Below are 25,385 nucleotides of genomic sequence, written 5' to 3'. Positions count from 1 at the left end.
GGCCGGATTTTCGTTTATGGCGATGACATCGTCGCCGAGCTTGAACTGCCGTGACGTGGATGTGTATCTCTATGATAATCATACTCATGGGGCGCGATCATGCGGACGAATATCGGTATCGATGATGCCTTGCTCGACGCAACAATGACCACCACGGGACAAAAAGGCCACCGTCGACCAGGCTTTGCGAAGCCTCGTTGAGAGGCACCGCCGGAAAAATCCGATCGTAGATCTTGCAGGGATAGGCTGGGAAGGCGACCTCGGCGCGATACGTCGCGACCGGCCGGACGATAAACGATGATCGCCGTAGGACAATCCGATGGCCGAGCGTCTTGGCCTCGGGATCGCCTACCCCGCTGCGGTCAGGCCGCTGGCGGATAGAGCAGGTCGACGATGTAGCTGGCGTCGAAGCGGGAATCGAGCATGCCGTAGGTGGATCGCCAGCCGCCGGCAAGACGCGTCTCGATGAAGGCATCGGCAATGCGCCCTGCCCCAAGGCGATAGAGTTCGGCTGCACCGGCGGCGAGCGCCAGTTGCTCGACGAGCAGGCGCGCGGCGCCCTCGTCCTGTTCGCAAAGCGCGATTGCAGCGCGCAGCACGTCGATCGTCTTCTTGCCGGCAGGGCCGAGATCGCGGGCAAGGCCGGCGAAGACCGTTTCGAACAGATCCTTGCCGCGGTTCAGCACGCGCAGCACGTCGAGCGCCATGACGTTGCCGGAGCCTTCCCAGATGGCGTTGACCGGAGCCTCGCGGTAATGGCGGGCGATCGGACGCTCTTCGATGTAGCCGTTGCCGCCGATGCATTCCATCGCCTCGTAGATCAGCGCCGGTGCGATCTTACAGCACCAGTATTTGGCGACAGGCGTCATGACGCGGGCATAGGCCGCGTCCTCGGCGTTGCCGCGCGCCTTGTCGAAGGCGTCGGCTAGACGGAAGGACAGTGCCGTCGCGGCGGCAACATCGAGCGCCATGTCGGCGAGCACGCGCGTCATGATCGGCTGGTTGACGAGCATTTTGCCGAAGACGCTGCGGCCGCGGGTGTGGTGCACGGCTTCGGCGAGCGAGGCGCGCATCATGCCTGACGAGGCCAGCGCGCAGTCGAGCCGCGTCAGCGTCACCATGTCGAGGATGGTGCGGATACCGGCATCCGGACCACCGAGCAGAAAACCGAACGTGTCTGTAAACTCGACCTCGGAGGAGGCGTTGGAGCGGTTGCCGACCTTGTCCTTCAGCCGCTGGAATTGCAGCCCGTTGGCGGAACCATCCTCCAGAAGGCGCGGCACGAGGAAGCAGCCCATGCCCTCCTTCGTCTGCGCCAGCATGATGAAAGCATCGCTCATCGGTGCCGACATGAACCACTTGTGCCCGGACAGCCGGTAGATGCCCTCGCTGACCTTTTCGGCAGCGCTCCTGTTGGCGCGCACATCCGTGCCGCCCTGCTTTTCCGTCATGCCCATGCCGATGGTCACGGCGGATTTTTGCATGGCGGGCTTGTTCGACGAATCATATTTGCGCGAGAGAATTTTGGGCGCCCAGTCCTTCTGGACCGCGGGCGAAGCCGAGAGCGCCGCAACGGAAGCGCTCGTCATCGTCAGCGGGCAGAGATGGCCGGATTCCAGCTGCGACGTCAGATAAAACCGCGCGGCGCGAACCTTGTGGGCCTCGTCCTTGGCCTCGGTATCGGCCTGGGGATCCCAGACGGAGGAATGCAGGCCGACCGACATCGAGCGCCGCATCAGCGCATGCCAGGCAGGATGGAATTCGACGACGTCGAGGCGCTCACCGCGTGGACCATGAGTGCGCAGCTGCGGCGTGCCCTGGTTTGCCATGCGCGCCATCTCCTGCGCCTCTGGCGAGGTGACGTAGCGGCCCATGTTTTCCAGGTCTTCGCGGATGCCGCGCGGCAGGGCCGCCGTCAGATCGACGATCAACGGATCAGATCGATAGGCATTGATGCCGGACCACAGGCTCGGCTGGTTGAGTTCTGCGAGTTTGTCATCAGTCCGGTTGGCGGAGGTCATAATTCGCTTCTAGTGTAAGAACCCGGCAAAGGGAAACCGGAAGTTATGATTCGGTTCATTCTGCTCTATCGGAATTCGGGCGAAAATGCATGGGGACATAAGCCTTTGCCCACAGCACATGCTTGCCCCGGCGGGCAGCACTCTTTATAGACCCGCCAGAGACAGCAAGAGGCAGGGTCATGGTCTTTTTCCCCCACCGCCACCTCATCGGCATCAAGGGCCTCACCGAGCAGGATATCACCTATCTTCTCGACAAGGCGGACGAGGCCGTCAAGATCAGCCGCCAGAGAGAGAAGAAAACGTCGACGCTGCGCGGACTGACGCAGATCAACCTCTTCTTCGAGGCATCAACCCGCACACAGGCCTCCTTCGAGCTTGCCGGCAAGCGGCTCGGCGCCGACGTGATGAACATGTCGGTTGGCAATTCCTCGGTGAAGAAAGGCGAAACGCTAATCGACACGGCGATGACGCTGAATGCGATGCGCCCCGACGTGCTGGTGATCCGCCATTCGAGCGCCGGTGCCGCCGCCCTTCTCGCCCAGAAGGTCTCCTGCTCGGTCGTCAATGCCGGCGACGGGCAGCACGAACATCCGACCCAGGCACTGCTCGACGCGCTGACGATCCGCCGCGCCAAGGGCAAACTTTCGCGCATCATCGTGGCGATCTGCGGCGACGTGCTGCATTCGCGGGTGGCGCGCTCCAATATCCTGCTGCTCAACGCCATGGGCGCCCGCGTGCGTGTCGTCGCGCCCGCGACCCTCCTGCCGGCCGGCATCGCCGAGATGGGCGTCGAGGTCTTCCATTCGATGAAGGAAGGGCTGAAGGGCGCCGACGTGGTGATGATGCTGCGGCTGCAGCGCGAGCGCATGTCCGGCGCCTTCGTGCCTTCGGTGCGCGAATACTATCACTTCTACGGGCTCGACGCCGAAACGCTGAAAGCGGCGAAGGAAGATGCGCTCGTCATGCATCCCGGCCCGATGAACCGCGGCGTCGAAATCGCTTCGGAAGTGGCGGACGGGCCGCAGAGCGTCATCGCCGAACAGGTGGAAATGGGGGTCGCGGTGCGCATGGCCGTCATGGAGACGCTGCTCGTCTCGCAGAACCAAGGCCCCCGAAGCGATGGAATGATGGCATGAGCAACCCGATCGTCCTCAAGAACGTCCGCATCATCGACCCGTCGCGCAATCTCGACGAGGTGGGGACGATCATTGCCGAAAACGGCGTGATTCTCGCCGCCGGCGGCAAGGCGCAGAACCAGGGCGCGCCTGATGGAGCCGTCATCCGCGACTGCACGGGCCTTGTCGCGACGCCCGGCCTCGTCGATGCGCGCGTCCATGTCGGCGAACCCGGCGGCGAACACCGTGAGACGATCGCCTCGGTGAGCCGGGCGGCCGCCGCCGGCGGCGTCACCTCGATCATCATGATGCCGGACACCGATCCCATCATCGACGACATCGCACTCGTCGAATTCGTCAAGAAGACGGCGCGGGATACGGCCGCCGTCAACGTCTATCCGGCAGCCGCCATCACCAAGGGCCTTGCCGGCGAGGAGATGACGGAGATCGGCCTGTTGATGCAGGCAGGCGCCGTCGCCTTTACCGATGCCCATTCCAGCGTCCACGACACACAGGTGCTGCGCCGGATCATGACCTATGCGCGCGAATTCGGCGCCGTCATCTGCTGCGAAACACGCGACAAATATCTCGGCGCCAACGGCGTCATGCATGAGGGGCTTTTCGCCAGCTGGCTCGGGCTTTCCGGCATTCCAAAGGAAGCCGAGCTCATCCCGCTCGAACGCGATCTGAGGATCGCGCAGCTGACGCGCGGCCGTTATCACGCCGCGATGATCTCGGTGCCGGAATCGGTCGAGGCGATCGAGCGCGCCCGCAGCCGCGGCGCCAAGGTGACCTGCGGCATCTCGATCAACAATCTGGCGCTCAACGAAAACGACATCGGCGAATACCGCACCTTCTTCAAGCTCTATCCGCCGCTGCGCCCGGAAGACGACCGGGTGGCGATGGCCGACGCCCTTGCGAGCGGCGCGATCGATATCATCGTCTCCTCGCACGACCCGCAGGATGTCGATACGAAGCGCCTGCCCTTCGGCGAGGCGGAGGACGGCGCGATCGGCCTCGAAACCATGCTAGCGGCAGCCCTCAGGCTTCATCATGGCGGCCAGGTGAGCCTGATGCGTCTGATCGACGCCATGTCGACCCGTCCCGCTCAGATTTTCGGCCTGAATGCCGGCACGCTGAAGCCGGGCGCTGCGGCTGATATCGCGTTGATCGATCTCGATGAGCCTTGGCTTGTCGCCAAAGACATGCTTCTCTCCCGCTCGAAGAACACTCCGTTCGAGGATGCGCGCTTCAGTGGGCGGGCGGTTGCGACATACGTCTCGGGAAAGCTTGTCCACGCAATTTAGAACCGACACTATCGCCGTCCATCCCCCAGCGGGAGAAGGCTGACTCGAGGATAGGCCACGTAGAGGCTGAGGGGGCAAATGTTATCCAATCTCATGTCATGGCAGATCACGCTGCCGATCGCGCTTGCCGCCGCCATTATCGGCTATCTCTTCGGCTCGATCCCTTTCGGCCTGATCCTCACGCGCGCCGCCGGCCTTGGCGACGTGCGCAGCATCGGCTCCGGCAATATCGGCGCGACCAATGTGCTGAGAACAGGAAACCGGACGCTCGCCGCAGCGACGCTGCTGCTCGATGCGCTGAAGGCATCGGCCGCGGCCTGGGTCGTCGGCTATTTCCTCGGCGAGGAGGCCGCGATCATCGCCGGCTTCTTCGCCTTTATCGGCCATCTCTTCCCGGTGTGGATCGGCTTCAAGGGCGGCAAAGGTGTCGCCACCTATATCGGCACCCTGCTCGGCGTCGCGCCGATCATGGTCGTGCTCTTCGCTGCCGTCTGGCTGGCGGTCGCTTTCACCACCCGTTACTCCTCGCTGTCGGCGCTGGTCGCCATGCTTGTCATTCCGATTGCGCTATGGATACTGGGTAACGAAAAGGTTGCGGCTGTCATGGCGATCATGACCCTCATCTCCTACTGGAAGCACAAGGCGAATATTTCCCGCCTGATGAGCGGGACGGAAAGCAAGATCGGGGCAAAGGGATAATGGATGCGCTGAGCGCCGGACAAAAAGGCGTCGCGCTGACCGAACGGCAAAGAATTGCCTGGCTGCGCCTTATCCGTTCCGACAATATCGGCCCTGCCACCTTTCGCGACCTCATCAATCATTTCGGCTCGGCCGAGGCAGCGCTAGCCGCACTGCCGGAGCTTTCGGCGCGCGGCGGCGCCACGCGGGCAATCCGCATAGCCAGTGAGGCCGAGGCGCATCGGGAACTCGAGGCGGCGCGTCGCTTCGGCGCCCGCTTCGTCGGTATTGGCGAACCGGACTACCCGCAAGCGCTGAAGCAGATCGACGGCGCGCCGCCGCTTCTGGCCGTCAAGGGCGCGCTTGCCGCCGCCAATCGGCCGGCCGTCGGCATCGTCGGCTCGCGCAACGCCTCGATCGCAGGCGCGAAATTCGCGGCGATGGTAGCGCGCGACTGCGGCCGGGCGGGTTACACAGTGGTCTCCGGCCTGGCGCGCGGCATAGACACCGCTGCCCACCGGGCAAGCCTCGACACAGGCACGATCGCAGCGCTCGCCGGCGGCCTCGACCAGCCCTACCCGCCGGAGAATATCGGCCTTCTCGAAGAGATAACAGGCGGCAATGGCTTGGCGGTGAGCGAAATGCCCTTCGGCTGGGAGCCGCGCGCCCGCGACTTCCCGCGCCGCAACCGGCTGATCGCCGGCATCGGGCTTGGCCTCGTCGTCATCGAAGCGGCGGCGCGTTCAGGCTCCCTGATCACGGCGCGGCTTGCCGGCGAGTTCGGCCGCCTGGTGTTTGCCGTGCCCGGCTCACCGCTCGATCCGCGCTGCCATGGCACCAACGGCCTGCTGAAGGACGGCGCTTCGATCGTCACCGCTCCCGCCGATGTCGTCGAGGCCTTGGCGCCGCTTGCGCAATTCGACCTGTTCCCGTCATCGATGGCGGAGGAACCCGCCCCTGATGGCAAGCCGATGTCGGTGCCGCCCGGGGATTCCGATCGAAACCGCATCATCGATGCGCTCGGGCCGACGCCGGTCGAGATCGACGACGTCATCCGCCATACCGGCCTATCGGCATCCGCGGTCTATCTCATCCTTCTGGAACTCGATATATCAGGCAGGCTGCACCGGCATCAGGGCGGCCTCGTCTCGCTTTCCGATTGAACCTGGGCACGACATCGGGCGGCGGCTTTCGAATTGCCGAACTCTGAGTCGAAAACCTTCGATAGCATATCTAAAATTGTATTTTGCCGATAATCTTCCTTTGGCTGCAGCGGACACAAGAGGTAAAATTGTAGCAAACCCCTTGACCGCAGCGATTTCCCTGTCCATGTCGGAGGGCCGATATCCATGTTGCGGTGTGTGTCGCGCTGGCTTCAACGCTGGCGTCGTTTCCTTTTTAGAGAATCATCATGAATGTTGTAGTGGTGGAATCGCCTGCCAAGGCCAAGACGATCAATAAGTATCTGGGTCCGGGATACAAAGTGCTCGCCTCCTTCGGCCATGTGCGCGATCTGCCTGCCAAGGACGGCTCCGTTCTTCCTGATCAGGATTTCGAAATGCTTTGGGAGGTCGATAGCGCCTCCGCCAAGCGGATGAAGGACATTGCCGACGCGGTGAAGTCCGCCGATGGCCTGTTTCTCGCGACCGACCCGGATCGCGAAGGCGAAGCGATTTCCTGGCACGTTCTCGACATGCTGAACAAGAAGCGCGTGCTGAACGGCAAACCGGTCAAGCGCGTCGTCTTCAATGCGATCACCAAGAAAGCGGTGCTCGACGCGATGGCCGATCCGCGCGACATCGACGTGCCGCTGGTCGATGCCTATCTCGCGCGCCGCGCGCTCGACTATCTCGTCGGCTTCAATCTTTCGCCGGTGCTGTGGCGCAAGCTGCCCGGCGCACGTTCGGCCGGCCGCGTCCAGTCTGTGGCGCTGCGTCTCGTCTGCGACCGCGAATCCGAGATCGAGCGCTTCATTTCCGAAGAGTACTGGAACATCTCAGCGCTCCTGAAGACGCCGCGCGGCGACGAGTTCGAGGCAAGACTGGTTTCGGCGAATGGCAAACGACTGCAGCCGCGCGCAATCGGTAACGGCGAGGATGCCGGCCGGCTCAAGGCCTTGCTCGAAGGCGCGAGCTACGTCGTCGACTCTGTCGAGGCGAAACCGGTCAAACGTAATCCCGGACCGCCCTTCACGACCTCGACGCTGCAACAGGCCGCCTCCTCCAACCTCGGCTTCTCGGCCTCGCGCACCATGCAGGTTGCCCAAAAGCTCTATGAGGGCGTCGATATCGGCGGCGAGACGGTCGGTCTGATCACCTATATGCGAACCGACGGCGTGCAGATGGCGCCCGAGGCGATCGACGCGGCGCGCAGTGCCATCGTCGACCAGTTCGGCGAACGCTACATGCCGGAGAAGCCGCGCTTCTATTCGACCAAGGCGAAGAACGCCCAGGAGGCGCACGAGGCGATCCGTCCGACCGATTTCGACCGCTCGCCCGACCGTGTCCGCAAATTCCTCGATGCCGACCAGATCCGGCTCTACGAGCTGATCTGGAAGCGCGGCATCGCCAGCCAGATGGCGTCGGCCGAGATCGAGCGCACGACGGCTGAAATCACCGCCGACAACAAGGGCGAGAAGGCCGGGCTTCGTGCCGTCGGTTCGGTCATCCGATTCGATGGTTTCATCGCCGCATATACCGACCAGAAGGAAGATGGCGAGCAGAGCGACGATGGCGACGAGGATGGCCGTCTGCCGGAGATCATTGCGCGCGAGGCGCTCGCCAAGCAGAAGATCAATTCGACGCAGCATTTCACCGAACCGCCGCCGCGCTATTCGGAAGCGACGCTGATCAAGAAGATGGAAGAGCTCGGCATCGGCCGCCCCTCCACCTATGCCGCGACGCTGGCAACGCTGCGCGACCGCGACTATGTGACGATCGACAAGCGCAAGCTGATCCCGCAGGCCAAGGGCCGGCTGGTGACGGCTTTCCTCGAGAGCTTCTTCACCAAATATGTCGAATACGACTTCACCGCCGATCTCGAAGAGAAGCTTGACCGGATTTCCGCCGGCGAGTTGAACTGGAAGCAGGTGCTGCGCGATTTCTGGAAGGATTTCTTCGCCCAGATCGAGGACACCAAGGAACTGCGCGTCACCAACGTGCTGGATTCGCTGAACGAGGCGCTGGCACCGCTCGTCTTCCCGAAACGGGAGGACGGCAGCGACCCCAGAATCTGTCAGGTCTGCGGCACCGGCAACCTGTCGCTGAAGCTCGGCAAATACGGCGCCTTCGTCGGCTGCTCGAACTATCCGGACTGCAACTACACCCGCCAGCTCTCCTCCGAAAACGGCGGAGATGCGGATGGTGCTGCGCTCAACGAGCCGAAGAACCTCGGCACCGATCCGACCACCGGCGAGGAACTGACGCTGCGTTCCGGCCGCTTCGGCCCCTATATCCAGCGCGGCGACGGCAAGGAAGCCAAACGGGCCTCGCTGCCGAAGGGCTGGAAACCCGAGGACATCGATTATGAAAAGGCGATGGCGCTGATCTCGCTGCCGCGCGATATCGGCAAACATCCCGAATCGGGCAAGATGATCTCGTCAGGCATCGGCCGCTATGGGCCGTTCCTCCTGCATGACGGTTCCTATGCCAATCTGGAAACCGTCGAGGACGTGTTCTCGGTCGGCCTCAACCGCGCCGTGACTGTTATCGCCGAAAAGGCGAACCAGGCACCCGGCCGGGGCGCGCGCGGCACACCGGCGGCACTAAAGACGCTCGGCGATCATCCTGATGGCGGCGCCATTACCGTTCGCGACGGCAAATACGGCCCCTATGTCAACTGGGGCAAGGTCAACGCCACACTGCCGAAGGGCAAGGATCCCCAGGCGATCACCGTCGAGGAGGCGCTCGCCTTGATCGCCGAGAAGGCCGGAAAGACACCTGTGGGCAAAGCGGCCAAGACGAAAGCCAAGCCGAAGGCAGCGGCCGCCGAAGCCAAGAGCACCAAGACGGCCGCCAAACCGAAGGCAACGAAGGCGAAGGCGCCTGCGAAATCGAAAAAGAGCTGACGTGAGCAGGATACCGCGCCAGAGAACGAACCCTGCGGGCAAGCGCCCGGGCAAGACCGGACACGCCGGCAAGGATGCTCCCACCGTCGAGCCGCTCAACATCGTCCATGGCGCGCTGCCTTCGCGCGAGGTGGTTCTGCGCTTCATCGCCGATCATCCGCAGAAAGCGTCCAAGCGTGAACTGGCCAAGGCTTTCGGTCTGAAAGGCGATAGCCGCGTCGAACTCAAGCAGATGCTGCAGGAGCTTGAGCAGGAAGGCATGCTGCAGAAAAACCGCAAGTCGCTAATCCGGCCCGGTGCGCTGCCGCCTGTCACCGTTCTCGATATCACCACGCGTGACAAGGACGGCGATCTGATCGGCCGGCCGGCGGAATGGCCGGAGGACCAGGGCGTAGCACCGGCTGTCGCCATCCGCCAGCAATCGCCCGCAGGCCGCCAGGGCAAGGGGAAGGCGCCCGTCGCCGGGCTCGGCGACCGTATCCTGGCAAAAATCTTCCCGGCCGTCGATCGCGGCGGGCCGGCCTATACGGCGCGGATCATCAAGGTGATCGACAGGCGCCGCGGCGCCTCGATGGGCGTTTTCCGCACTGCACCTGATGGTGGCGGCCGGCTGCTGCCGATCGAACGGCGCGGCGAGGAGATGGTGATCGATCCCGACTTCACCGGCGGCGCCACGGATGGCGATCTGGTCGAAGTCGAAATCGCCCGTCTCGGCCGTTTCGGCCTACCGCGCGCCAAGGTGCTTTCCGTCGTCGGTTCCGTCGGTTCGGAAAAAGCGCTCTCGATGATCGCAATCCATGCCCACGGCATTCCGCATGTCTTCCCGCCGGCCGTCATCGCCGAAGCGGAAGCTGCAAGGCCCGCCACCATGTCGCATCGCGAGGATTGGCGCGACGTACCGCTGATCACCATTGACCCGGCCGATGCCAAGGACCATGACGACGCTGTCTATGCCGAGCTCGATCCCTCGCCCGACAATCCCGGCGGCGTCATCGTCACCGTCGCGATTGCCGACGTCTCCTGGTATGTCCGCCCCAATTCACCGCTCGACCGTGAAGCACTGAAGCGTGGCAACTCCGTTTATTTCCCCGATCGTGTCGTGCCGATGCTGCCGGAGCGCATCTCCAACGATCTCTGCTCGCTGAAGCAAGGCGTCGACCGCCCGGCACTCGCCGTGCGCATGAGCTTTTCCGGGGAAGGCCGCAAGATCGGCCATATCTTTCATCGCATCATGATGAAGAGTGCAGCCAAGCTCTCCTACCAGCAGGCGCAGGCGGCGATCGACGGAAAGCCGGACGATCAGACCGGGCCGATGCTCGAGCCGATCCTGAAGCCGCTCTGGCACGCCTATGAGGTGATGAAGCGTGGACGCGACCGGCGCCAGCCGCTGGAACTCGACATGCCGGAGCGCAAGATCCTCCTGAAGCCCGACGGCACGGTCGACCGGGTCGTCGTGCCGCCACGGCTCGATGCGCATAAGCTGATCGAAGAGATGATGATCCAGGCGAACGTCTGCGCCGCCGAGACCTTGGAAAAGAAACGTCAGCCGCTGATCTACCGCATCCATGATGGTCCGACGCTTGCCAAGCAGGAGATCCTGCGCGAGTTCCTGGCCACGCTCGGCATCTCGCTTGCCAAGGGCGGCAACATGCGAGCCAACAACTTCAACGGCATTCTGGCGAAGGCGGACGGCACGCCGCATCAGACCATGGTGAGCGAGATGGTGCTGCGTTCGCAGAGCCAGGCGATCTATAGCCCGGAGAATATCGGGCATTTCGGCCTCAACCTGATGAAATACGCCCACTTCACCTCGCCGATCCGCCGCTACGCCGACCTCGTCGTGCATCGCGCCCTCGTCGGCTCGCTCGGCTTCGGCGAAGGCGGCATCACTCCTGACGAAGAGGCAGCACTTGACGATATCGCGGCTGAAATCTCGACATTCGAGCGCCGGGCCATGGCAGCTGAGCGCGAGACAGTCGACCGGCTGATCGCGCATCACCTCAGCGGCCGGGTCGGCGAGGAATTTCCCGGGCGGGTTTCGGGCGTGACGAAATCGGGGCTTTTTATCGCCCTGCCGGACTATGGCGCCGACGGTTTCGTCCCTATATCTACGCTCGGCAGCGATTACTTCATCTATGACGAGGCGCATCAGGCGCTTTCCAGTGAAAAGACGGGGCTCGGCTATCGCCTGGGCGATAGCGTCACCGTGAAGCTTGCCGAAGCGATCCCGCTTGCCGGCGCGCTGCGTTTCGAAATGGTCAGCGAGGGTCGCGAGATGCCGGCGGCAGTGCGCTCCTTCCACAAGGCGGGCCGCCGCGACAGGGGCCAGGTCCGCAAGAAGCCCGGAACGAGGCCGCCGCGCGGACGGCACTAAAGCGCGTCGCAATCGTTCAGATTGGCTCCCCGCGCCGTAGGTCCTTGTTTTTACGCATGTCGTTATCGCGAAACCGCAGCACAGTTTCGCGCGACATGCTTTAGATCCGAAGAGGAACATGCGATGAGCACACCGACCGATCCGGTTGCCCGCTACGGGGATACGCCCCAGGTCAAGCGTCCGCTTGGGCGCTCCATTATGCGCGGGTTGATGAACCGCTGTCCTGCCTGCGGCAACGGCAAGCTCTTTCGTGCCTTCCTGAAGCCGGTCGATCATTGCGCGGCCTGCGGCGAGGCGATGCATCACCAACGCGCCGACGACCTGCCACCCTATATCGTCATCCTCGTCCTCGGCCACGTCGTGGTCGGCGGCTATATGCTGACCGACATGACCTTCGTGCTGCCGGTCTGGGTCCATCTGGCCATCTGGGCGCCGATCACCGTTATCGCCGCGCTTGCCTCGATCCAGCCGATCAAGGGCGGGGTCATCGGTCTGCAATGGGCACTGCGCATGCACGGCTTCGGCGGCGAGAGTGATGGTCCGGACGATTATGACATCCCCGGCCGGCCGAATTAGCCCCTTCACCTTCCAGACATATTTAACGTGTAGTGCCAGCCCTCCACCGACCACCACCCAAATGCGGGAGCCAAGGATCCTCAAGACCTGACATGGTTAGCATTTCTTGCCCGAACGGGCTTTACATTCCGCAGATGGTCACTCACATCGGAAATACTGCGAAGCGGCATCCGTCACCTGGATTTGGCACGTCCGTGTCTATCTATCTGACGGGATCGGCCGATTCGTTCGCGCACCTCTCTAAGGATGGATAAATGTCTCAGCCGAGAACCGGCACACCGGGCGATGTCGAAGAAATCCATTGGCCTTCTCTGGTGGCAGCCATCTCGTCCATATCAGCCGTTGGCATAGCAATCGGCCTCGGTCTGCCCCTCCTCAGCATCATCCTCGAAAAACGCGGTATCTCGTCCACCCTGATCGGACTCAACACGGCGATGGCCGGGGTCGCGGCGATGGCCGCCGCACCGATCACCACCAAGCTCGCCCATAAATACGGCGTTGCGCCGACGATGATCTGGGCAGTGCTGATTTCGGCGCTGAGCGCGCTTGGTTTCTATTACGCCCAGGATTTCTGGATGTGGTTTCCGCTGCGTTTCGCCTTCCACGGCGCGACGACGACGCTGTTCATCCTCTCCGAATTCTGGATCAACGCCGCTTCGCCGCCTTCCAAGCGCGGCTTCGTGCTCGGCATCTATGCGACGGTGCTTTCCCTTGGCTTCGCGGCCGGACCGCTGCTGTTTTCGATCCTCGGCAGCGACGGCATCTTCCCCTTCCTGATCGGCGCCGCCGCCATCCTGCTTGCCGCCATCCCGATCTTCATCGCCCGCGACGAAAGCCCAGTGCTCGAGGAAAAACCGGAGCTGCATTTCATGCGCTACGTTTTCCTGGTGCCGACGGCGACGGCGGCGGTCTTCATCTTCGGCGCCGTCGAAGCGGGCGGGCTGTCGCTTTTTCCGATCTTTGCCGTGCGCGCCCATTTCACCGAATCGCAGGCCGCACTGCTGCTCACCATGATGGGTGTCGGCAACGTCATCTTTCAGATCCCGCTCGGCCTGCTTTCCGACCGCATCGCCGACAAGCGGCCGCTTCTGGCCGGCATGGCGCTGATGGGCTTCATCGGCTCGATGATGTTACCGCTGTTGCTCGACAACTGGCTTCTGATGGCCGGGCTCCTGCTTTTCTGGGGCGGCTGTGTCTCAGGCCTTTATACGGTCGGCCTCAGCCATCTCGGCTCGCGGCTGACCGGCTCCGATCTTGCGGCGGCCAATGCTGCCTTTGTCTTCTGTTATGCGATGGGAACCGTGGCCGGGCCGCAGGCCATCGGCGCGGCGATCGATGTCGCTGGAAATAACGGTTTTGCCTGGGCGATTGCGGCTTTCTTCGGTCTTTACGCCCTACTTTCCGGCATCAGACTGATGTTCATTCGAAAACGGGCTTGACTTTTCGGGCGGGATTCGTAGTTTCGCGCCAGGATTTGCCGTGGAGCCCATCCGGCTTCCACGGCTTTCATTTTCTTAAAGGCAGGACGACCATGGCCAAGGCTACAACAATCAAGATCAAGCTGCTGTCGACAGCCGACACCGGTTTCTTCTACGTCACCACGAAGAACAGCCGTACGATGACGGACAAGATGACGAAGACGAAGTACGACCCGGTTGCGAAGAAGCATGTCGAGTTCAAGGAAACCAAGATCAAGTAATCACTTGGCCTGACGGATTTCAAAAAAGCGCGCGCCTTCGGGTTGCGCGTTTTTTATTGCCCGGATTGATCGTCTTTAAAAGATGATAGCGCAAACAGAAAAACGCCGCCCTTCCATCTTCGGGAAGTGGCGGCGTTTTCTTGAAAGGGGGTCGGCCAGCATGCAAAACGGCACGAGGAACCGCTATAACTTGCCTACTAGCCGACCGACCCCACGACCCAGGAGATGCGGCGGACCTGAGCATCATGGGGTATCGACAACTCCTCAACGGGAGCGCTTCTCTTATGAGCCGATAATTTGCGCAAAAATGAAAGAAAATCAACAAATTCTTAATGGTGAATGTTTGCAGCTTGATTCTATGGTTAAAAGTCCAGATTTGGGACATACAAAGATTTGTCGGCTCTGCTTGGACTCGAAGCGTAGCGCCTGACCTTTCGAAGAAATTCGACAATATAACTGAATAACTTACGCCTCCCCTCCCCTACGTGAGGTGACGTCGCCGCAATCTATTTGCCCCTGTTGGCGGCAGGCAGTTTTTATATTTTCCATTTCATTTTGAGCTACGGGCAGATGCTCTCAAGACTGTCGCGCGGCAACACATCCGCAGCAACGCAGCGAGTCCATTTTTGGGCTATTGAACTGCAAATTTTTCGTTCCGCCTTGCACAGGCGAAGATTAAAAATCGGTAACAATTGGCTTACCGCGGTGGAAAACCCGCGAATGGCGCATATGGCGGCAAATGATTCGTCACGCGGCCGCGGCGACCACACGGTTGCGGCCGGTATTCTTGGCCTCGTAAAGAGCCAGATCCGCCTGTTTCATCAGCTGGCCCGGGGTCAGCACCGACGCAATACGCGAGGCGATGCCGAAGGAAGCAGTGACGCTCAGCGCTTCCCCGGAGTGTTTCAGCATGAAGGGAGCACTTTCGATCGCCGCGCGGAGGCGCTCGGCGACGGCGGCGGCAATTTCCGGCGAGGTGTCGGGCATCACGACGACGAATTCCTCTCCACCGTAGCGGCAGGCGAGATCGGCACCGCGGATGGTCGAACGGACGCGACTTGAAAATTCGCGCAGCACCTCGTCGCCGCCGTCATGACCGTAGGTGTCATTCACATGCTTGAAGCGGTCGATATCGGTGATCAGCACCGAAAGCGGCCGGCCCCGCGCCATCGAACGGTTGAAGAGCACGTTCAGGTGATTGTCGAGATAGCGCCGGTTATAAAGGCCGGTCAGCGGATCGGTCACGGCAAGCTCGATCGTCTGCTTGACGCTGGCGCGCAGGCGGTCGTTATAGCGCTTGCGGCGGATCTGCGTCAGGCTGCGGGCAACCAGTTCGTTGGGATCGACCGGGCGGATGATGTAGTCGTTGACGCCGAGATCGAGCGCGCGCACCACCATTTCGTCAGCGCCCTGCTCGGTGATGATCAGGATCGGCAGGAAGCGGGTGCGCTCCAGCGAGCGCAGCTGCGAGCAGAGGCGAAGCGGATCGTAATCGTCGAAGTTGGCATTGACGATGACGAGATCGAACGCGCTTTCGGCGGCCTCGAAGAGGGCGGCCTGCGGATCGGAGAGGGCAAGCACGTCGGCGACGGGCTTCAGCGCCTTGACGATGCGCTCCTGCGAATTGGCGCGACCGTCGACGAGCAGGACCTGAGCGGTCTCGTCGGCGCGGCCCTCGCCTGCCCGTGTGAGGTCATCGATGCCCATCGTATGAGCAGTGTCGGCGCGGATGCGCAGCTCATCGCTCAACGTCTTCAGCCGCAGCAGGCTCTTCACCCGGGAGATCAACTGCAGATCGTTGACCGGCTTGGTGAGAAAGTCGTCAGCGCCAGCCTTCAGGCCGCGTACGCGGTCGGTCGGCTGGTCGAGCGCGGTGACCATGACGACTGGAATATGGGCGGTCTTCTGGCTGGCCTTCAGGCGCTCGCAGACCTCGAAACCGTCTATGCCGGGCATCATGATGTCGAGCAAGATGAGATCGACCTGGTTGCGCTCGCAGATCGCCAGCGCCGTATAGCCGTCGGCGGCGGTCATCACGTCGAAATACTCCGCAAGCAGCCGCGCTTCGAGCAGCTTCACGTTGGCCGGAATATCGTCAACCACCAGTATTCGCGCAGTCATCAGCGTCTTTCCGATGCGTCAGGCATCGCCCAGATAGGTCTTGATCGTCTCGATGAATTTCGGAACCGAGATCGGCTTGGAAACATAGGCCTCGCAGCCGCCCTGGCGGATCCGCTCCTCGTCGCCCTTCATCGCGAAAGCCGTAACGGCGATGACGGGAATCACGTGCAGCTCGTCGTCTTCCTTCAGCCATTTCGTGACTTCGAGGCCAGAGACCTCGGGAAGCTGAATATCCATCAGGATGAGGTCGGGGCGATGCTTGCGCGCCAGATCGAGCGCCTCCATACCGTTTCTGGTCTGGATCGTCGTGTAGCCGGACGCCTCGATGAGGTCGCGAAAGAGCTTCATGTTGAGCTCGTTATCTTCTACAATCATCACCTGTTTGGGCATGACAAGCTGTCCCTACGTCCGTTCGCGCAGCGGTTCGTCCCATGAGAAAGGCACATGCGGACAAAAGCTGCGTGAAACCGATAGCGCACGCTACCGGTATTTGGTTGAAGAAAAGGTAACTTACCCAGCGAAATGCAAAGCAACTTCAAGACTTCGAAACAACAGGCTGCCGACCCACACGAAACGGCGATCGCCGTGCTCGGCTGGCTTGCCGGCGACCCCGACATGTTCGGCCGTTTCCTCGCCCTGACGGGGGTGGCGCCCGGCCAGGTGCGCAACGCCGTCAACGATCCGGGATTCCTTGCCGGCTTGATGGATTTTCTGATGAACCACGAACCGACGGCCATGGCCTTCTGCGCGGCGAGCGGAATCAGCCCAGAGACCGTGACGGCGGCCTGGCGGCATTTCTCGTCACCGGGCCTCGATTCCGGAGAATACTGACCGTGACCTCCGGGGAATTCGACATCTCGCATATCCACCTCGGCGAACGGCCGTTGATCGTCTGCGACGTCGACGACGTCGTGCTGCAGTTCATAGGTCCCTTCCAGCTTTTCCTTCAGAGCCAGGGTCACGCGTTTCTGCCGCGATCGTTCCGGCTGCACGGCAACATCGTCTCGCAAGCCGACGGCGTGGAGATCGAGGATCAAGAGGTCAGCCGGCTGATCGAGGAATTCTTCGAGGCACAAGAGCTGTGGCAGACGCCGCTCGACCGCGTCGTCGAAACGCTCGACCGGCTTTCGGAAGAGGCCGATGTGCTTTTCCTGACAGCCATGCAGCAGCGGTTCCAGAACCAGCGCCGTCGCCTGCTCGACAGGATGGGCCTGCTCTTTCCGCTGCTTGCCACCGAACAACCCAAGGGGCCGATCGTTCACGCATTGCATGCCAGCCGCTCCCTTCCCGTCGTCTTCATCGATGATATGGCGCGCAATCTGCATTCCGTTAGGGATCACGTCGCCGATTGCCTGCTGATTCACCTGATGCCGAACTCGCCCGTCCATCGTTTCGCACCGGTCGCCGCTGACGACATCACCCGCGCCACCGACTGGACGCATGCGGCCGAGCTGATCAAGGCGCATTTTGTTTCCGGCACCTTCACGCACGCAGTTCCAGCCGCATGAGCGGCCGACCGTCCTTGCGCCGTGCTATCGCCTCGAAACCGGCGGCATGGAAGATCGCCGTCGAACCGATGCAGAGTGTCACGGATTTCGACTGCTTCACATGATCGATCGGACAGGCTTCGAGCAGCCGCGCTCCCTGGCGCCGCGCATGGTCGATCGCGCCGGCGAGCAGACGGTGGCTCATTCCCTTGCCGCGCAGTTTGGGCAGCAGGAAGAAGCAACTGACGGCCCAGATGGATGGATCATGCGCATCGCCCTCCTCCAGCGGCCGCGAGACGGTGCGCGGCGAATTGAACTGCGACACGTCGTGGCGCGGCCCGACCTGCACCCAGGCGACCGGCGCGCCTTCGGCATAACAGAGGATGCCAGGCGGCGGACCCGCCTTGATCCGCTCCCGCATATGCGCCTTGCGTTCGTCGGCCGCCATCTTCGTCCTCACCGCATGCGGCAGACGCAATGCGACGCACCAGCAGTTATAGAAGGCACCCTGCGGCCCGAACAGGGTTTCGAAATCGTCCCAGCGTTCTGCTGTCACCGGCTCGAAACGAAGGTCGTTATCCAAAGGCAAAGCTTCCACCCTCTCTTGTGACTCGGAAGCTTAAGGCGTAATCTCAGAATGTTCAATCTTTGTTCCCATGATGACGCCCACGCCTGACAAGACACCCGGCTTCTGTCGCGACTGCCTTGCCGAGCAGAAGAGCGAGGCGCGCCGTTGCGTTTCCTGCGGCAGCCCGCGCCTCGTGCGCCATCGCGAACTCTACGCATTGACGCTTGCGCATATCGACTGCGACGCCTTCTACGCAGCCGTCGAGAAACGCGACAATCCCGAGCTTGCCGACAAGCCTGTCATTATCGGCGGCGGCAAACGCGGCGTCGTCTCCACCGCCTGCTATATCGCCCGTATCCATGGCGTGCGGTCGGCCATGCCGATGTTCAAGGCGCTGGAAGCATGCCCTCAAGCGATCGTCATCCGCCCCGACATGGAGAAATATGTCCGGGTCGGACGGCAGGTGCGCGCCATGATGCAGGATCTGACGCCGCTGGTGCAGCCGCTATCGATCGACGAGGCCTTCCTAGAGCTCGGCGGCACCGAGAGGCTGCATCACGATCCGCCGGCGCGCACGCTGGCCAAATTCGCCCGCCGTATCGAAAGGGAGGTCGGCATCACCGTTTCGGTCGGGCTTTCCTATTGCAAATTTCTCGCCAAGGTCGCCTCCGATCTGCAGAAGCCGCGCGGCTTTTCGGTCATCGGCCGCGAGGAAGCGGTCGAGTTCCTGGCGCCGCGTCCCGTCACCACGATCTGGGGCGTCGGCAAGGCCTTTGCGGCGACGCTGGAGGCGGACGGCATCCGCACCATCAGCCAGTTGCAGCAGATGGAAGAAAACGACCTGATGCGCCGCTACGGCAGCATCGGCCAACGGCTCGCACGGTTGTCGCGCGGCATCGACGACCGCGAAGTGCATCTCAACGATGCCGCCAAGAGCGTTTCGTCGGAGACCACCTTCTTCGATGACATCTCGCGTTATGACGATCTGGTGCCGATCCTGCGCAACCTCTCCGAAAAGGTCTCCTGGCGGCTGAAGAAAAACGGCATTGCCGGCCAGACCGTGGTTCTGAAGATGAAGAGCGCCGATTTCAAATCGCGCACCCGCAACCGCAAGCTCGAAGACCCGACCCAGCTTGCCGACAAGATTTTCCGCACCGGGCTCGAGCTTCTTGAAAAAGAGACTGATGGTACGAAGTTCCGTCTGATCGGCATCGGCGTCACCGATCTCGGCGATGCCGCCCGCGCCGATCCGCCGGATCTGATCGACCAGCAATCGGGCCGGCGTGCGGCGGCCGAAGCGGCGATGGATAAGCTGCGCGACAAGTTCGGCAAGAAGACGGTCGAGACCGGCTATACGTTCGGCAACAGCAAGCGCGATCACTAACGCGTGAGGCCTGCCAGCCAGGCGGCCCATAAAATCTTCCTTAAACTTCGTCCCATAATGTGCCGGGCAAGTATTGCGTATGGTTGGGTCTCATGTTCTCGCGTCTCGTCTTCGGCCTCGGCTTGCTGTCGGCCACCGCACTCGTGCACCCCGCTCTTGCCGCGGATGCTGCGCGCACGCTGCAGATCTTCGTCTCGAAGGACAAGCAATCGCTTGCGGTCTATGATGGCACCGAGGTCGTCGCGACCTCGAAGGTCTCGACCGGCAAGGACGGCCACACGACGCCGAGCGGCATCTTCTCGGTGCTGGAAAAGCAGAAATACCACGAATCCAATCTCTATTCGGCGGCGCCGATGCCGTTCATGCAACGGCTGACCTGGTCCGGCATTGCGCTGCATGAATCCAATTCCGTGCCGCGTTATCCAGCCTCGCATGGCTGCGTGCGTATGCCCGGCGCCTTCGCAAAAATGCTCTATGGCATGACCGACCTCAGTGTCCCCGTCATCATCAGCGACGGTGAGCTGGTGCCGCGGCCAATCGAGCATCCGACCCTTTTCCGTCCAGATACGCCGACGGCAATGCCGCTGCTTTCGGATGTCGAACTGCGGCCCTCGATGCTCGACAGCCCCGAGAAGCCGGTGCAGGTGGCGATGAACGATACCGCTGCGATGCCGATGCCGGCAGTGCAGCCGATTGCAGCGACAGAACCAGAGCCGCCGTCCGAGCCGATCAGCATGCTCGTCACGCGCCGGACGCTGCGCGAGACGGTGATCGACATCCAAACCCTGCTCAACCAGCTCGGCTTTTCCGCCGGCAGTCCGGACGGCTTGCTCGGTCCGTCGACGGTGCAGGCGATCAAGGCTTTCAAGACGCTGCGGCCGGCGGAATTTGCCGCCGACAGGAGCCTGGTTTCCGACACGCTCCTCAGAGAAGCCTATGCCGCGGCTGGCAAGGGAGAGCCGCCCAACGGCGTTATCATGGTGCGGCAGTCCTTCAAGCCGATCTTCGAAGCGCCGGTGACGATCGCCGATCCGGGACTGGCGCTCGGCACACATTTCTTCACGCTGCATGCAGTCGATGAAAAGGCCGGCACCGCCGACTGGCTCGGCATCACGCTCGAGAACAATCTCTCCCGAGAAACGATGAAGCGGCTCGGCATCACCAATCAGGAAAGCTCGATCATTACAGGCAAGCCGATCGCCCGTTCGCTCAGCCGGATTACCATCCCCGATGAGACCCGCCGCAGGATCGACGCCCTCATCGCGCCCGGCTCGACGCTGACGATCTCCGATACAGGCCTCGGCCGGGAAACCGGCGAAGGCACGGATTTCATCACAATCACCCGCGGGTGACGCGGGGCTGATCAAACCAGTTCGACGTCGACGACGCCGGGGGCGGCACGAAGGGCGGCGGCGATCTCCGGCGTGATGCGGTATTTCTCCGACAGCGCCACTTCCACCTCGCGTTTGCCATCCTCCTTGATGACGATGAAGGAAACGAGGCCGTCGCCCTTGGCGTTCAGATGGCCGGCAACCATCCGCAGCGGTCCGGAATCGCGGACATAGACGCGCAGCGCCTTCTGCATCTGCAGCGACTTTTCCTCCAGCGACTGGATCGTCTGGATGCGCAGGCCGATGCCCTCCGGCCGCTCCTCGCCTGTCGCGGTCAGCACGAAGGATTTTCCCGACTCGAGAACGTCGCGATACTGGTTCAGCATTTCCGAAAACAGCACCGCTTCGAACTGGCCCGAAGAATCGGAGAAGACGATGATGCCCATCTTGTTGCCGGTGCGGGTTTTGCGCTCCTGCTTCGAGATGACGGTACCGGCAAGGCGCGCATTGGCCGCGCCCTGTTTGATGGCGGCGGAAAATTCGGCAAAGGTCTGCACCCGCATCTTCTGCAGGATGTTGTTGTAGGAATCGAGCGGGTGGGCCGTCAGATAGAAGCCCAGCACCTGGAATTCCTTGAGCAGCCGCTCGGAGGGGAGCCAGGGCGAGAACGGCGGCAGGGAGATCTTCTCAGGCCCCGACGTCAGCGTGCTGCCGAAAATGTCCGACTGGCCGCTCAGCTTGTTCTCCTGGGCACGCTGGGCATAACCGAGAACACGGTCGAGGCCGGCTGCCAGCTGGGCGCGGTCCATGTCGAAACAATCGAAGGCGCCGGCATAGATCAGGCTTTCGAGCACGCGACGATTGACCTGACGCGGATCGATGCGCAGGCAGAAATCCTCAATGCTGGCAAAGGGCTTGTCGCCGCGCACCTCGACGATATGGTCGACGGCGGATTCGCCGACACCCTTGAGGGCGGCGAGCGCGTAATAGATGCGGTTGTCGCCGGTCTCGAAATGGCGGAAGGAGCTCTGCACCGAGGGTGCGATCACCTCGATGCCGAGGCGCTTGGCATCCTGGCGGAAATCATTGACTTTTTCGGTGTTGGACATGTCGAGCGTCATCGAAGCGGCGAGGAATTCGACCGGGTAATGCGCCTTCATGTAGGCCGTCTGGTAGGAGACGATGGCATAGGCGGCGGCATGCGACTTGTTGAAGCCGTAATTGGCGAACTTCGCCAGCAGTTCGAAGATATTGTCGGCCTGCGGCTTCGATACGCCATTCCTAACGGCGCCAACGACGAAGCGTTCGCGCTGCTGGTCCATCTCAGCCTTGATCTTCTTACCCATGGCGCGACGCAGAAGGTCGGCTTCCCCCAGCGAATAGCCTGATAGTACCTGGGCGATCTGCATCACCTGTTCCTGATAAACGATGACGCCCTGGGTTTCCTTGAGCAGGTGGTCGATCATCGGATGGATCGATTCCAGCTCTTCGTCGCCGTGCTTGCGGGCATTGTAGGTCGGGATGTTCTCCATCGGGCCGGGACGATAGAGCGCCACCAGCGCGATGATGTCCTCGATGCAGTCCGGCTTCATGCCGATCAGCGCCTTGCGCATGCCGGCACTTTCCACCTGGAACACGCCGACCGTCTCGCCGCGCGACAGCATCTCGTAGGTCTTCTTGTCGTCGAGAGGAATGGCCGCGAGATCAACCTTGACGCCGAGCTTGGCGACGAAATCGACGGCGACCTTCAGCACCGTCAGCGTCTTCAGGCCGAGGAAGTCGAATTTGACCAAGCCCGCCTGCTCGACCCATTTCATGTTGAACTGGGTGACCGGCATATCGGAGCGCGGATCGCGATACATCGGCACCAGCTTGGAAAGCGGCCGGTCGCCAATGACGATACCGGCGGCGTGAGTCGAGGCGTGGCGGTAAAGCCCCTCGATCTTCTGGGCGATATCGAGCAGGCGCGCGACAACAGGTTCCTTCGCCGCCTCCTCCTGCAGCTTCGGCTCCTCCTCGATCGCTTTGGACAGCGGCGTCGGATTAGCCGGGTTGTTCGGTACGAGTTTGCAGATCTTGTCGACCTGGCCATAGGGCATTTCCAGCACACGGCCGACGTCACGAAGGGCGGCGCGCGCCTGCAGCGAACCGAAAGTGATGATCTGCGCCACCTGCTCGCGGCCATACTTGGCCTGGACGTAGCGGATCACCTCTTCGCGGCGGTCCTGGCAGAAATCGATGTCGAAGTCCGGCATCGAGACGCGTTCCGGATTGAGGAAGCGCTCGAATAGCAGCGAAAAACGCAAGGGATCGACGTCGGTGATCGTCAAGGCATAGGCGACCAGCGACCCGGCGCCCGAACCACGGCCGGGACCGACCGGAATGTCATGCTGCTTGGCCCATTTGATGAAGTCGGCAACGATCAGGAAGTAACCGGGAAACCGCATGCGCTCGATGACGCTAAGCTCGAAATCCAGCCGTTCGCGATAGTCCTTTTCCTCGTAACCCGCCGACATGCCGAGCGTTGCAAGCCGCATGTCCAGCCCTTCGACCGCCTGGCGGCGCAGCTCGCTCGCCTCGGCGCGTTCGGCCTCCTCGGCATCGTCGGTCGCACCGGTGAAGCGTGGCAGGATCGGCTTTCTGGTCTTCAGCACGAAGGAGCAGCGCGTGGCGATCTCGATCGTATTTTCCAGCGCTTCCGGCAGGTCGGCGAAGAGCTTGACCATCTCGGCCCGGCTCTTCAGATAGTGATCCGGCGTCAGGCGAAAGCGGCTGTCGTCGGAGACGATGGCGTTGTGCGCGACCGCCATTAGCGCATCATGGGCGTCGTAATCGTCGCGGGTCGGAAAGAAGGCCTCGTTGGTCGCAACCAGCGGCAGGTCGTGGGCATAGGCGAGCCCGATAATCTTCTGCTCGTGCCGCTTGTCATAGGTGCCGTGCCGCTGCAGCTCGACATAGAGCCTGTCGCCGAAGAGACGCTTCAGCGTGAGCAGCCGGGCTTCCGCCTGAGCGGGATGGCCTTCCTTGATGGCCACGTCGACCGGCCCGGTCAGCGCGCCGGTCAATGCGATCAGCCCTTCCGTGCCTGCCTCCTCCAGCCAGGAGGCACTGATATGAACGGCCTGGTTGCTTTCGCCGCCGAGATAGGCCCGACTGACGAGATCGACCAGCCGTTCGTAACCGGCATCCGTCGCAGCGAGAAGAACGATCGCCGGCAGCTTGACCAGGGCCTGCTGGCCGCCGCGCTTTTCCGTTTCCAACCCGTCTCCCATGTCGATCGAGACCTGGCAGCCGATAATCGGCTGCAGGCCTTCCTCCATCGCCTTCTGGGAGAATTCGAGGGCGACGAACAGATTGTTGGTGTCGGTAATTGCAATCGCCGGCTGGCTGTCGCCGGTCGCCTTATAGAGGATCTTCTTCAGCGGCAGAGCGCCCTCGAGAAGCGAATAGGCGGAATGGACCCTCAGGTGGATGAAACCCGGCGTACCGCCGATCGCCTCACCCGTTGAACCCTTTGCCGTATCCGCCATGACATGCCTTCCCAATCACCCGAATGAATCGGACGCATTGTCGGCATAGAGGGCGATGATGTCCAGAAGAAGTCCCGCGTCCGGACCGCATGATTGCCATGCGGTCCCCTGAAAACTTTAGAGCGCCATGACGATGAGCGAGAAGCTGGCAACGAACATTGCGATGGAGGTGAATGCTGCGATATCACGGATCATGTCAGTCATCGGGCTCTCCTTTACTCGTTATGTTTTCAATTTGTTCCATGTATGTTCTATTGTCAACAGGAATCTTTTCCTCCTTTCTTGTGTTTGAAGATCCCAGGAAATAGGCGACGAATCGGCTAGAGGGCCGGCGATCGAGGTGATCGGCAGCAGCCTTGCCCTTTCCCGATCCGCCGCTGATCGGTCATGGTGCTCAGGCGGCAGCCCTCCTCAGAGCGACTCCACTACTCCCGGCCTATGTTCACTTTCTGTTCTTTACATGCCAGGGATTATTTGCCAACATCGGGCCGAGAGGAGAATGACATGCTCGATATTGCGATGCTGAACGAATTCATCGTGGAGGCGAAGGCTACGACCTATGTGGGCGGCGGCGCGGCGCGCGCGCCCTGCCGGCCGAGCTCCCACGATATCGGTTACGAACGCGGCGACTGGCGCTATCTCGACAGCTATTTCGGCGGCACGGATTTCGCCGGACAGGAAGTGGTGTGGCTTGCCGACGAGCCCGTCTGGGCGATGAATTATTTTGGCTGCGTCATTGCGCCTGATCTCATCGACGGCGCAGCAGCCGGGACGGTGATCAAGACAGCACTTTCGGCGATGTATCGAGAGGGGCGGTTTCTTGGCGGAATGGAATTCGACCATCCGCTCGGCCGCTATATCGACCGCAGCGAAGGCAGCTGCGAGCGGTTCAGCGGCAGTGAATGCATCATGGTCGATGGCCAGAAGGCCTATATGCTCGACTACCGCGGCGGACTGGTTATCCCCTGATCGTGGCCCACTGCTGTCCTGTTAAGTGCATAATGTCCCGCCAGGAGGTCGGCGAGATCAGCCACTCGTCCGGCTGCCGCCACCTTTCTCCCCGTAAACGGGGCGAAGAGGATATGCCGCGACCCTTCAGTTCCTCGCCAATCTCTCGCATGGCACGTC

Annotated in this window: 19 protein-coding genes; 14 read left to right on the top strand and 5 right to left on the bottom strand. The window is 61.9% G+C overall.

Annotated elements, in window-relative coordinates:
• Window positions 1-362: 362 nt before the first annotated feature.
• Window positions 363-2,021 (bottom strand): acyl-CoA dehydrogenase family protein, encoded by a 1,659-nt coding sequence (locus tag AC245Y_RS07060; RefSeq protein ID WP_017993634.1) that lies wholly within the window; start codon window positions 2,019-2,021, stop codon window positions 363-365.
• A gap of 179 nt (window positions 2,022-2,200) precedes the next feature.
• Here AC245Y_RS07060 and AC245Y_RS07055 point away from each other — a divergent pair, with 179 nt between their 5' ends.
• The 9 genes from AC245Y_RS07055 to rpmG all read left to right on the top strand — a co-directional run bounded on the left by AC245Y_RS07055 (window position 2,201) and on the right by rpmG (window position 13,836).
• Window positions 2,201-3,157 carry an aspartate carbamoyltransferase catalytic subunit gene (locus AC245Y_RS07055; RefSeq protein WP_012756992.1) on the top strand — a complete coding sequence of 319 codons (957 nt, stop codon included), beginning with the start codon at window positions 2,201-2,203 and terminating at the stop codon, window positions 3,155-3,157.
• Entirely contained in the window at window positions 3,154-4,443 is a 1,290-nt protein-coding gene (locus tag AC245Y_RS07050; RefSeq protein WP_012756991.1) for a dihydroorotase, read from the top strand. The genes AC245Y_RS07055 and AC245Y_RS07050 overlap by 4 nt, the downstream gene beginning before the upstream one ends.
• A gap of 78 nt (window positions 4,444-4,521) precedes the next feature.
• Window positions 4,522-5,142 carry a glycerol-3-phosphate 1-O-acyltransferase PlsY gene (plsY, locus tag AC245Y_RS07045; protein WP_012756990.1) on the top strand — a complete coding sequence of 207 codons (621 nt, stop codon included), beginning with the start codon at window positions 4,522-4,524 and terminating at the stop codon, window positions 5,140-5,142.
• Window positions 5,142-6,284 (top strand): DNA-processing protein DprA, encoded by a 1,143-nt coding sequence (gene dprA, locus AC245Y_RS07040; RefSeq protein ID WP_017993633.1) that lies wholly within the window; start codon window positions 5,142-5,144, stop codon window positions 6,282-6,284. Before plsY ends, dprA begins: the two co-directional genes overlap by 1 nt.
• Before the next feature lie 248 nt (window positions 6,285-6,532).
• Entirely contained in the window at window positions 6,533-9,187 is a 2,655-nt protein-coding gene (topA, locus tag AC245Y_RS07035; protein ID WP_012756988.1) for a type I DNA topoisomerase, read from the top strand.
• 1 nt (window position 9,188) lies between these two features.
• Window positions 9,189-11,561: a ribonuclease R gene (rnr, locus tag AC245Y_RS07030; protein ID WP_017993632.1), complete on the top strand. Its 2,373-nt coding sequence runs from the start codon at window positions 9,189-9,191 to the stop codon at window positions 11,559-11,561.
• Between the two features lie 123 nt (window positions 11,562-11,684).
• Complete coding sequence (locus tag AC245Y_RS07025) at window positions 11,685-12,137, top strand: DUF983 domain-containing protein (RefSeq protein WP_017993631.1); 453 nt, start codon at window positions 11,685-11,687, stop codon at window positions 12,135-12,137.
• Between the two features lie 254 nt (window positions 12,138-12,391).
• The gene (locus AC245Y_RS07020; RefSeq protein ID WP_017993630.1) at window positions 12,392-13,576 is read left to right on the top strand and encodes an MFS transporter; all 1,185 of its coding nucleotides are present in this window, start codon (window positions 12,392-12,394) and stop codon (window positions 13,574-13,576) included.
• Between the two features lie 92 nt (window positions 13,577-13,668).
• Window positions 13,669-13,836 carry a 50S ribosomal protein L33 gene (gene rpmG / locus AC245Y_RS07015; RefSeq protein ID WP_003547442.1) on the top strand — a complete coding sequence of 56 codons (168 nt, stop codon included), beginning with the start codon at window positions 13,669-13,671 and terminating at the stop codon, window positions 13,834-13,836.
• Window positions 13,837-14,583: 747 nt separating this feature from the next.
• Here the strand turns inward: rpmG and AC245Y_RS07010 are convergent.
• Together AC245Y_RS07010 and AC245Y_RS07005 are read right to left on the bottom strand one after the other, a co-directional pair.
• A complete protein-coding gene (locus AC245Y_RS07010) occupies window positions 14,584-15,957 on the bottom strand; it encodes a PleD family two-component system response regulator (protein ID WP_012756984.1) in 1,374 nt (457 codons plus the stop codon).
• An 18-nt stretch (window positions 15,958-15,975) separates the two neighbouring features.
• Entirely contained in the window at window positions 15,976-16,347 is a 372-nt protein-coding gene (locus tag AC245Y_RS07005; protein WP_003547430.1) for a response regulator, read from the bottom strand.
• Window positions 16,348-16,479: 132 nt separating this feature from the next.
• Here AC245Y_RS07005 and AC245Y_RS07000 point away from each other — a divergent pair, with 132 nt between their 5' ends.
• Together AC245Y_RS07000 and AC245Y_RS06995 are read left to right on the top strand one after the other, a co-directional pair.
• On the top strand, window positions 16,480-16,788 hold the full coding sequence (locus tag AC245Y_RS07000) for a DUF3572 domain-containing protein (RefSeq protein ID WP_012756983.1): 309 nt from the start codon (window positions 16,480-16,482) through the stop codon (window positions 16,786-16,788).
• Between the two features lie 2 nt (window positions 16,789-16,790).
• Window positions 16,791-17,465 carry a hypothetical protein gene (locus tag AC245Y_RS06995; RefSeq protein WP_017993629.1) on the top strand — a complete coding sequence of 225 codons (675 nt, stop codon included), beginning with the start codon at window positions 16,791-16,793 and terminating at the stop codon, window positions 17,463-17,465.
• Here the strand turns inward: AC245Y_RS06995 and AC245Y_RS06990 are convergent.
• Window positions 17,440-18,027: a GNAT family N-acetyltransferase gene (locus AC245Y_RS06990; RefSeq protein WP_032996306.1), complete on the bottom strand. Its 588-nt coding sequence runs from the start codon at window positions 18,025-18,027 to the stop codon at window positions 17,440-17,442. The genes AC245Y_RS06995 and AC245Y_RS06990 overlap by 26 nt on opposite strands.
• A gap of 76 nt (window positions 18,028-18,103) precedes the next feature.
• Between AC245Y_RS06990 and AC245Y_RS06985 the strand changes: the two genes are divergently transcribed.
• Window positions 18,104-19,396 carry a DNA polymerase IV gene (locus AC245Y_RS06985; protein ID WP_026157318.1) on the top strand — a complete coding sequence of 431 codons (1,293 nt, stop codon included), beginning with the start codon at window positions 18,104-18,106 and terminating at the stop codon, window positions 19,394-19,396.
• Between the two features lie 92 nt (window positions 19,397-19,488).
• Entirely contained in the window at window positions 19,489-20,748 is a 1,260-nt protein-coding gene (locus tag AC245Y_RS06980; protein ID WP_017993626.1) for a L,D-transpeptidase family protein, read from the top strand.
• Window positions 20,749-20,759: 11 nt separating this feature from the next.
• Here the strand turns inward: AC245Y_RS06980 and dnaE are convergent, their stop codons facing one another.
• The gene (gene dnaE, locus AC245Y_RS06975) at window positions 20,760-24,257 is read right to left on the bottom strand and encodes a DNA polymerase III subunit alpha (RefSeq protein WP_017993625.1); all 3,498 of its coding nucleotides are present in this window, start codon (window positions 24,255-24,257) and stop codon (window positions 20,760-20,762) included.
• A 504-nt stretch (window positions 24,258-24,761) separates the two neighbouring features.
• Between dnaE and AC245Y_RS06970 the strand changes: the two genes are divergently transcribed.
• Window positions 24,762-25,226, top strand: coding sequence for a DUF5680 domain-containing protein (locus AC245Y_RS06970; RefSeq protein WP_012756977.1), 465 nt, complete (start codon window positions 24,762-24,764; stop codon window positions 25,224-25,226).
• Window positions 25,227-25,385: the final 159 nt, after the last annotated feature.

This window comes from Rhizobium sp. SRDI943, from assembly GCF_057653695.1.
Note: the sequence above shows the minus strand (reverse complement) of the source record. Positions and strands in the feature narration are given on the sequence as shown.

Excerpts from the sequence above, each read along its gene's own strand:
- rpmG (WP_003547442.1), top strand. The coding sequence starts at position 13,669 with ATGGCCAAGGCTACAACAATCAAGATCAAGCTGCTGTCGACAGCCGAC.
- dprA (WP_017993633.1), top strand. The coding sequence starts at position 5,142 with ATGGATGCGCTGAGCGCCGGACAAAAAGGCGTCGCGCTGACCGAACGG.
- AC245Y_RS06980 (WP_017993626.1), top strand. The coding sequence starts at position 19,489 with ATGTTCTCGCGTCTCGTCTTCGGCCTCGGCTTGCTGTCGGCCACCGCA.
- AC245Y_RS07050 (WP_012756991.1), top strand. The coding sequence starts at position 3,154 with ATGAGCAACCCGATCGTCCTCAAGAACGTCCGCATCATCGACCCGTCG.
- AC245Y_RS07005 (WP_003547430.1), bottom strand. The coding sequence starts at position 16,347 with ATGCCCAAACAGGTGATGATTGTAGAAGATAACGAGCTCAACATGAAG.
- AC245Y_RS07055 (WP_012756992.1), top strand. The coding sequence starts at position 2,201 with ATGGTCTTTTTCCCCCACCGCCACCTCATCGGCATCAAGGGCCTCACC.
- AC245Y_RS07060 (WP_017993634.1), bottom strand. The coding sequence starts at position 2,021 with ATGACCTCCGCCAACCGGACTGATGACAAACTCGCAGAACTCAACCAG.
- AC245Y_RS06970 (WP_012756977.1), top strand. The coding sequence starts at position 24,762 with ATGCTCGATATTGCGATGCTGAACGAATTCATCGTGGAGGCGAAGGCT.
- AC245Y_RS07020 (WP_017993630.1), top strand. The coding sequence starts at position 12,392 with ATGTCTCAGCCGAGAACCGGCACACCGGGCGATGTCGAAGAAATCCAT.
- plsY (WP_012756990.1), top strand. The coding sequence starts at position 4,522 with ATGTTATCCAATCTCATGTCATGGCAGATCACGCTGCCGATCGCGCTT.
- AC245Y_RS07025 (WP_017993631.1), top strand. The coding sequence starts at position 11,685 with ATGAGCACACCGACCGATCCGGTTGCCCGCTACGGGGATACGCCCCAG.
- AC245Y_RS07000 (WP_012756983.1), top strand. The coding sequence starts at position 16,480 with ATGCAAAGCAACTTCAAGACTTCGAAACAACAGGCTGCCGACCCACAC.
- AC245Y_RS07010 (WP_012756984.1), bottom strand. The coding sequence starts at position 15,957 with ATGACTGCGCGAATACTGGTGGTTGACGATATTCCGGCCAACGTGAAG.
- topA (WP_012756988.1), top strand. The coding sequence starts at position 6,533 with ATGAATGTTGTAGTGGTGGAATCGCCTGCCAAGGCCAAGACGATCAAT.
- AC245Y_RS06985 (WP_026157318.1), top strand. The coding sequence starts at position 18,104 with ATGACGCCCACGCCTGACAAGACACCCGGCTTCTGTCGCGACTGCCTT.
- dnaE (WP_017993625.1), bottom strand. The coding sequence starts at position 24,257 with ATGGCGGATACGGCAAAGGGTTCAACGGGTGAGGCGATCGGCGGTACG.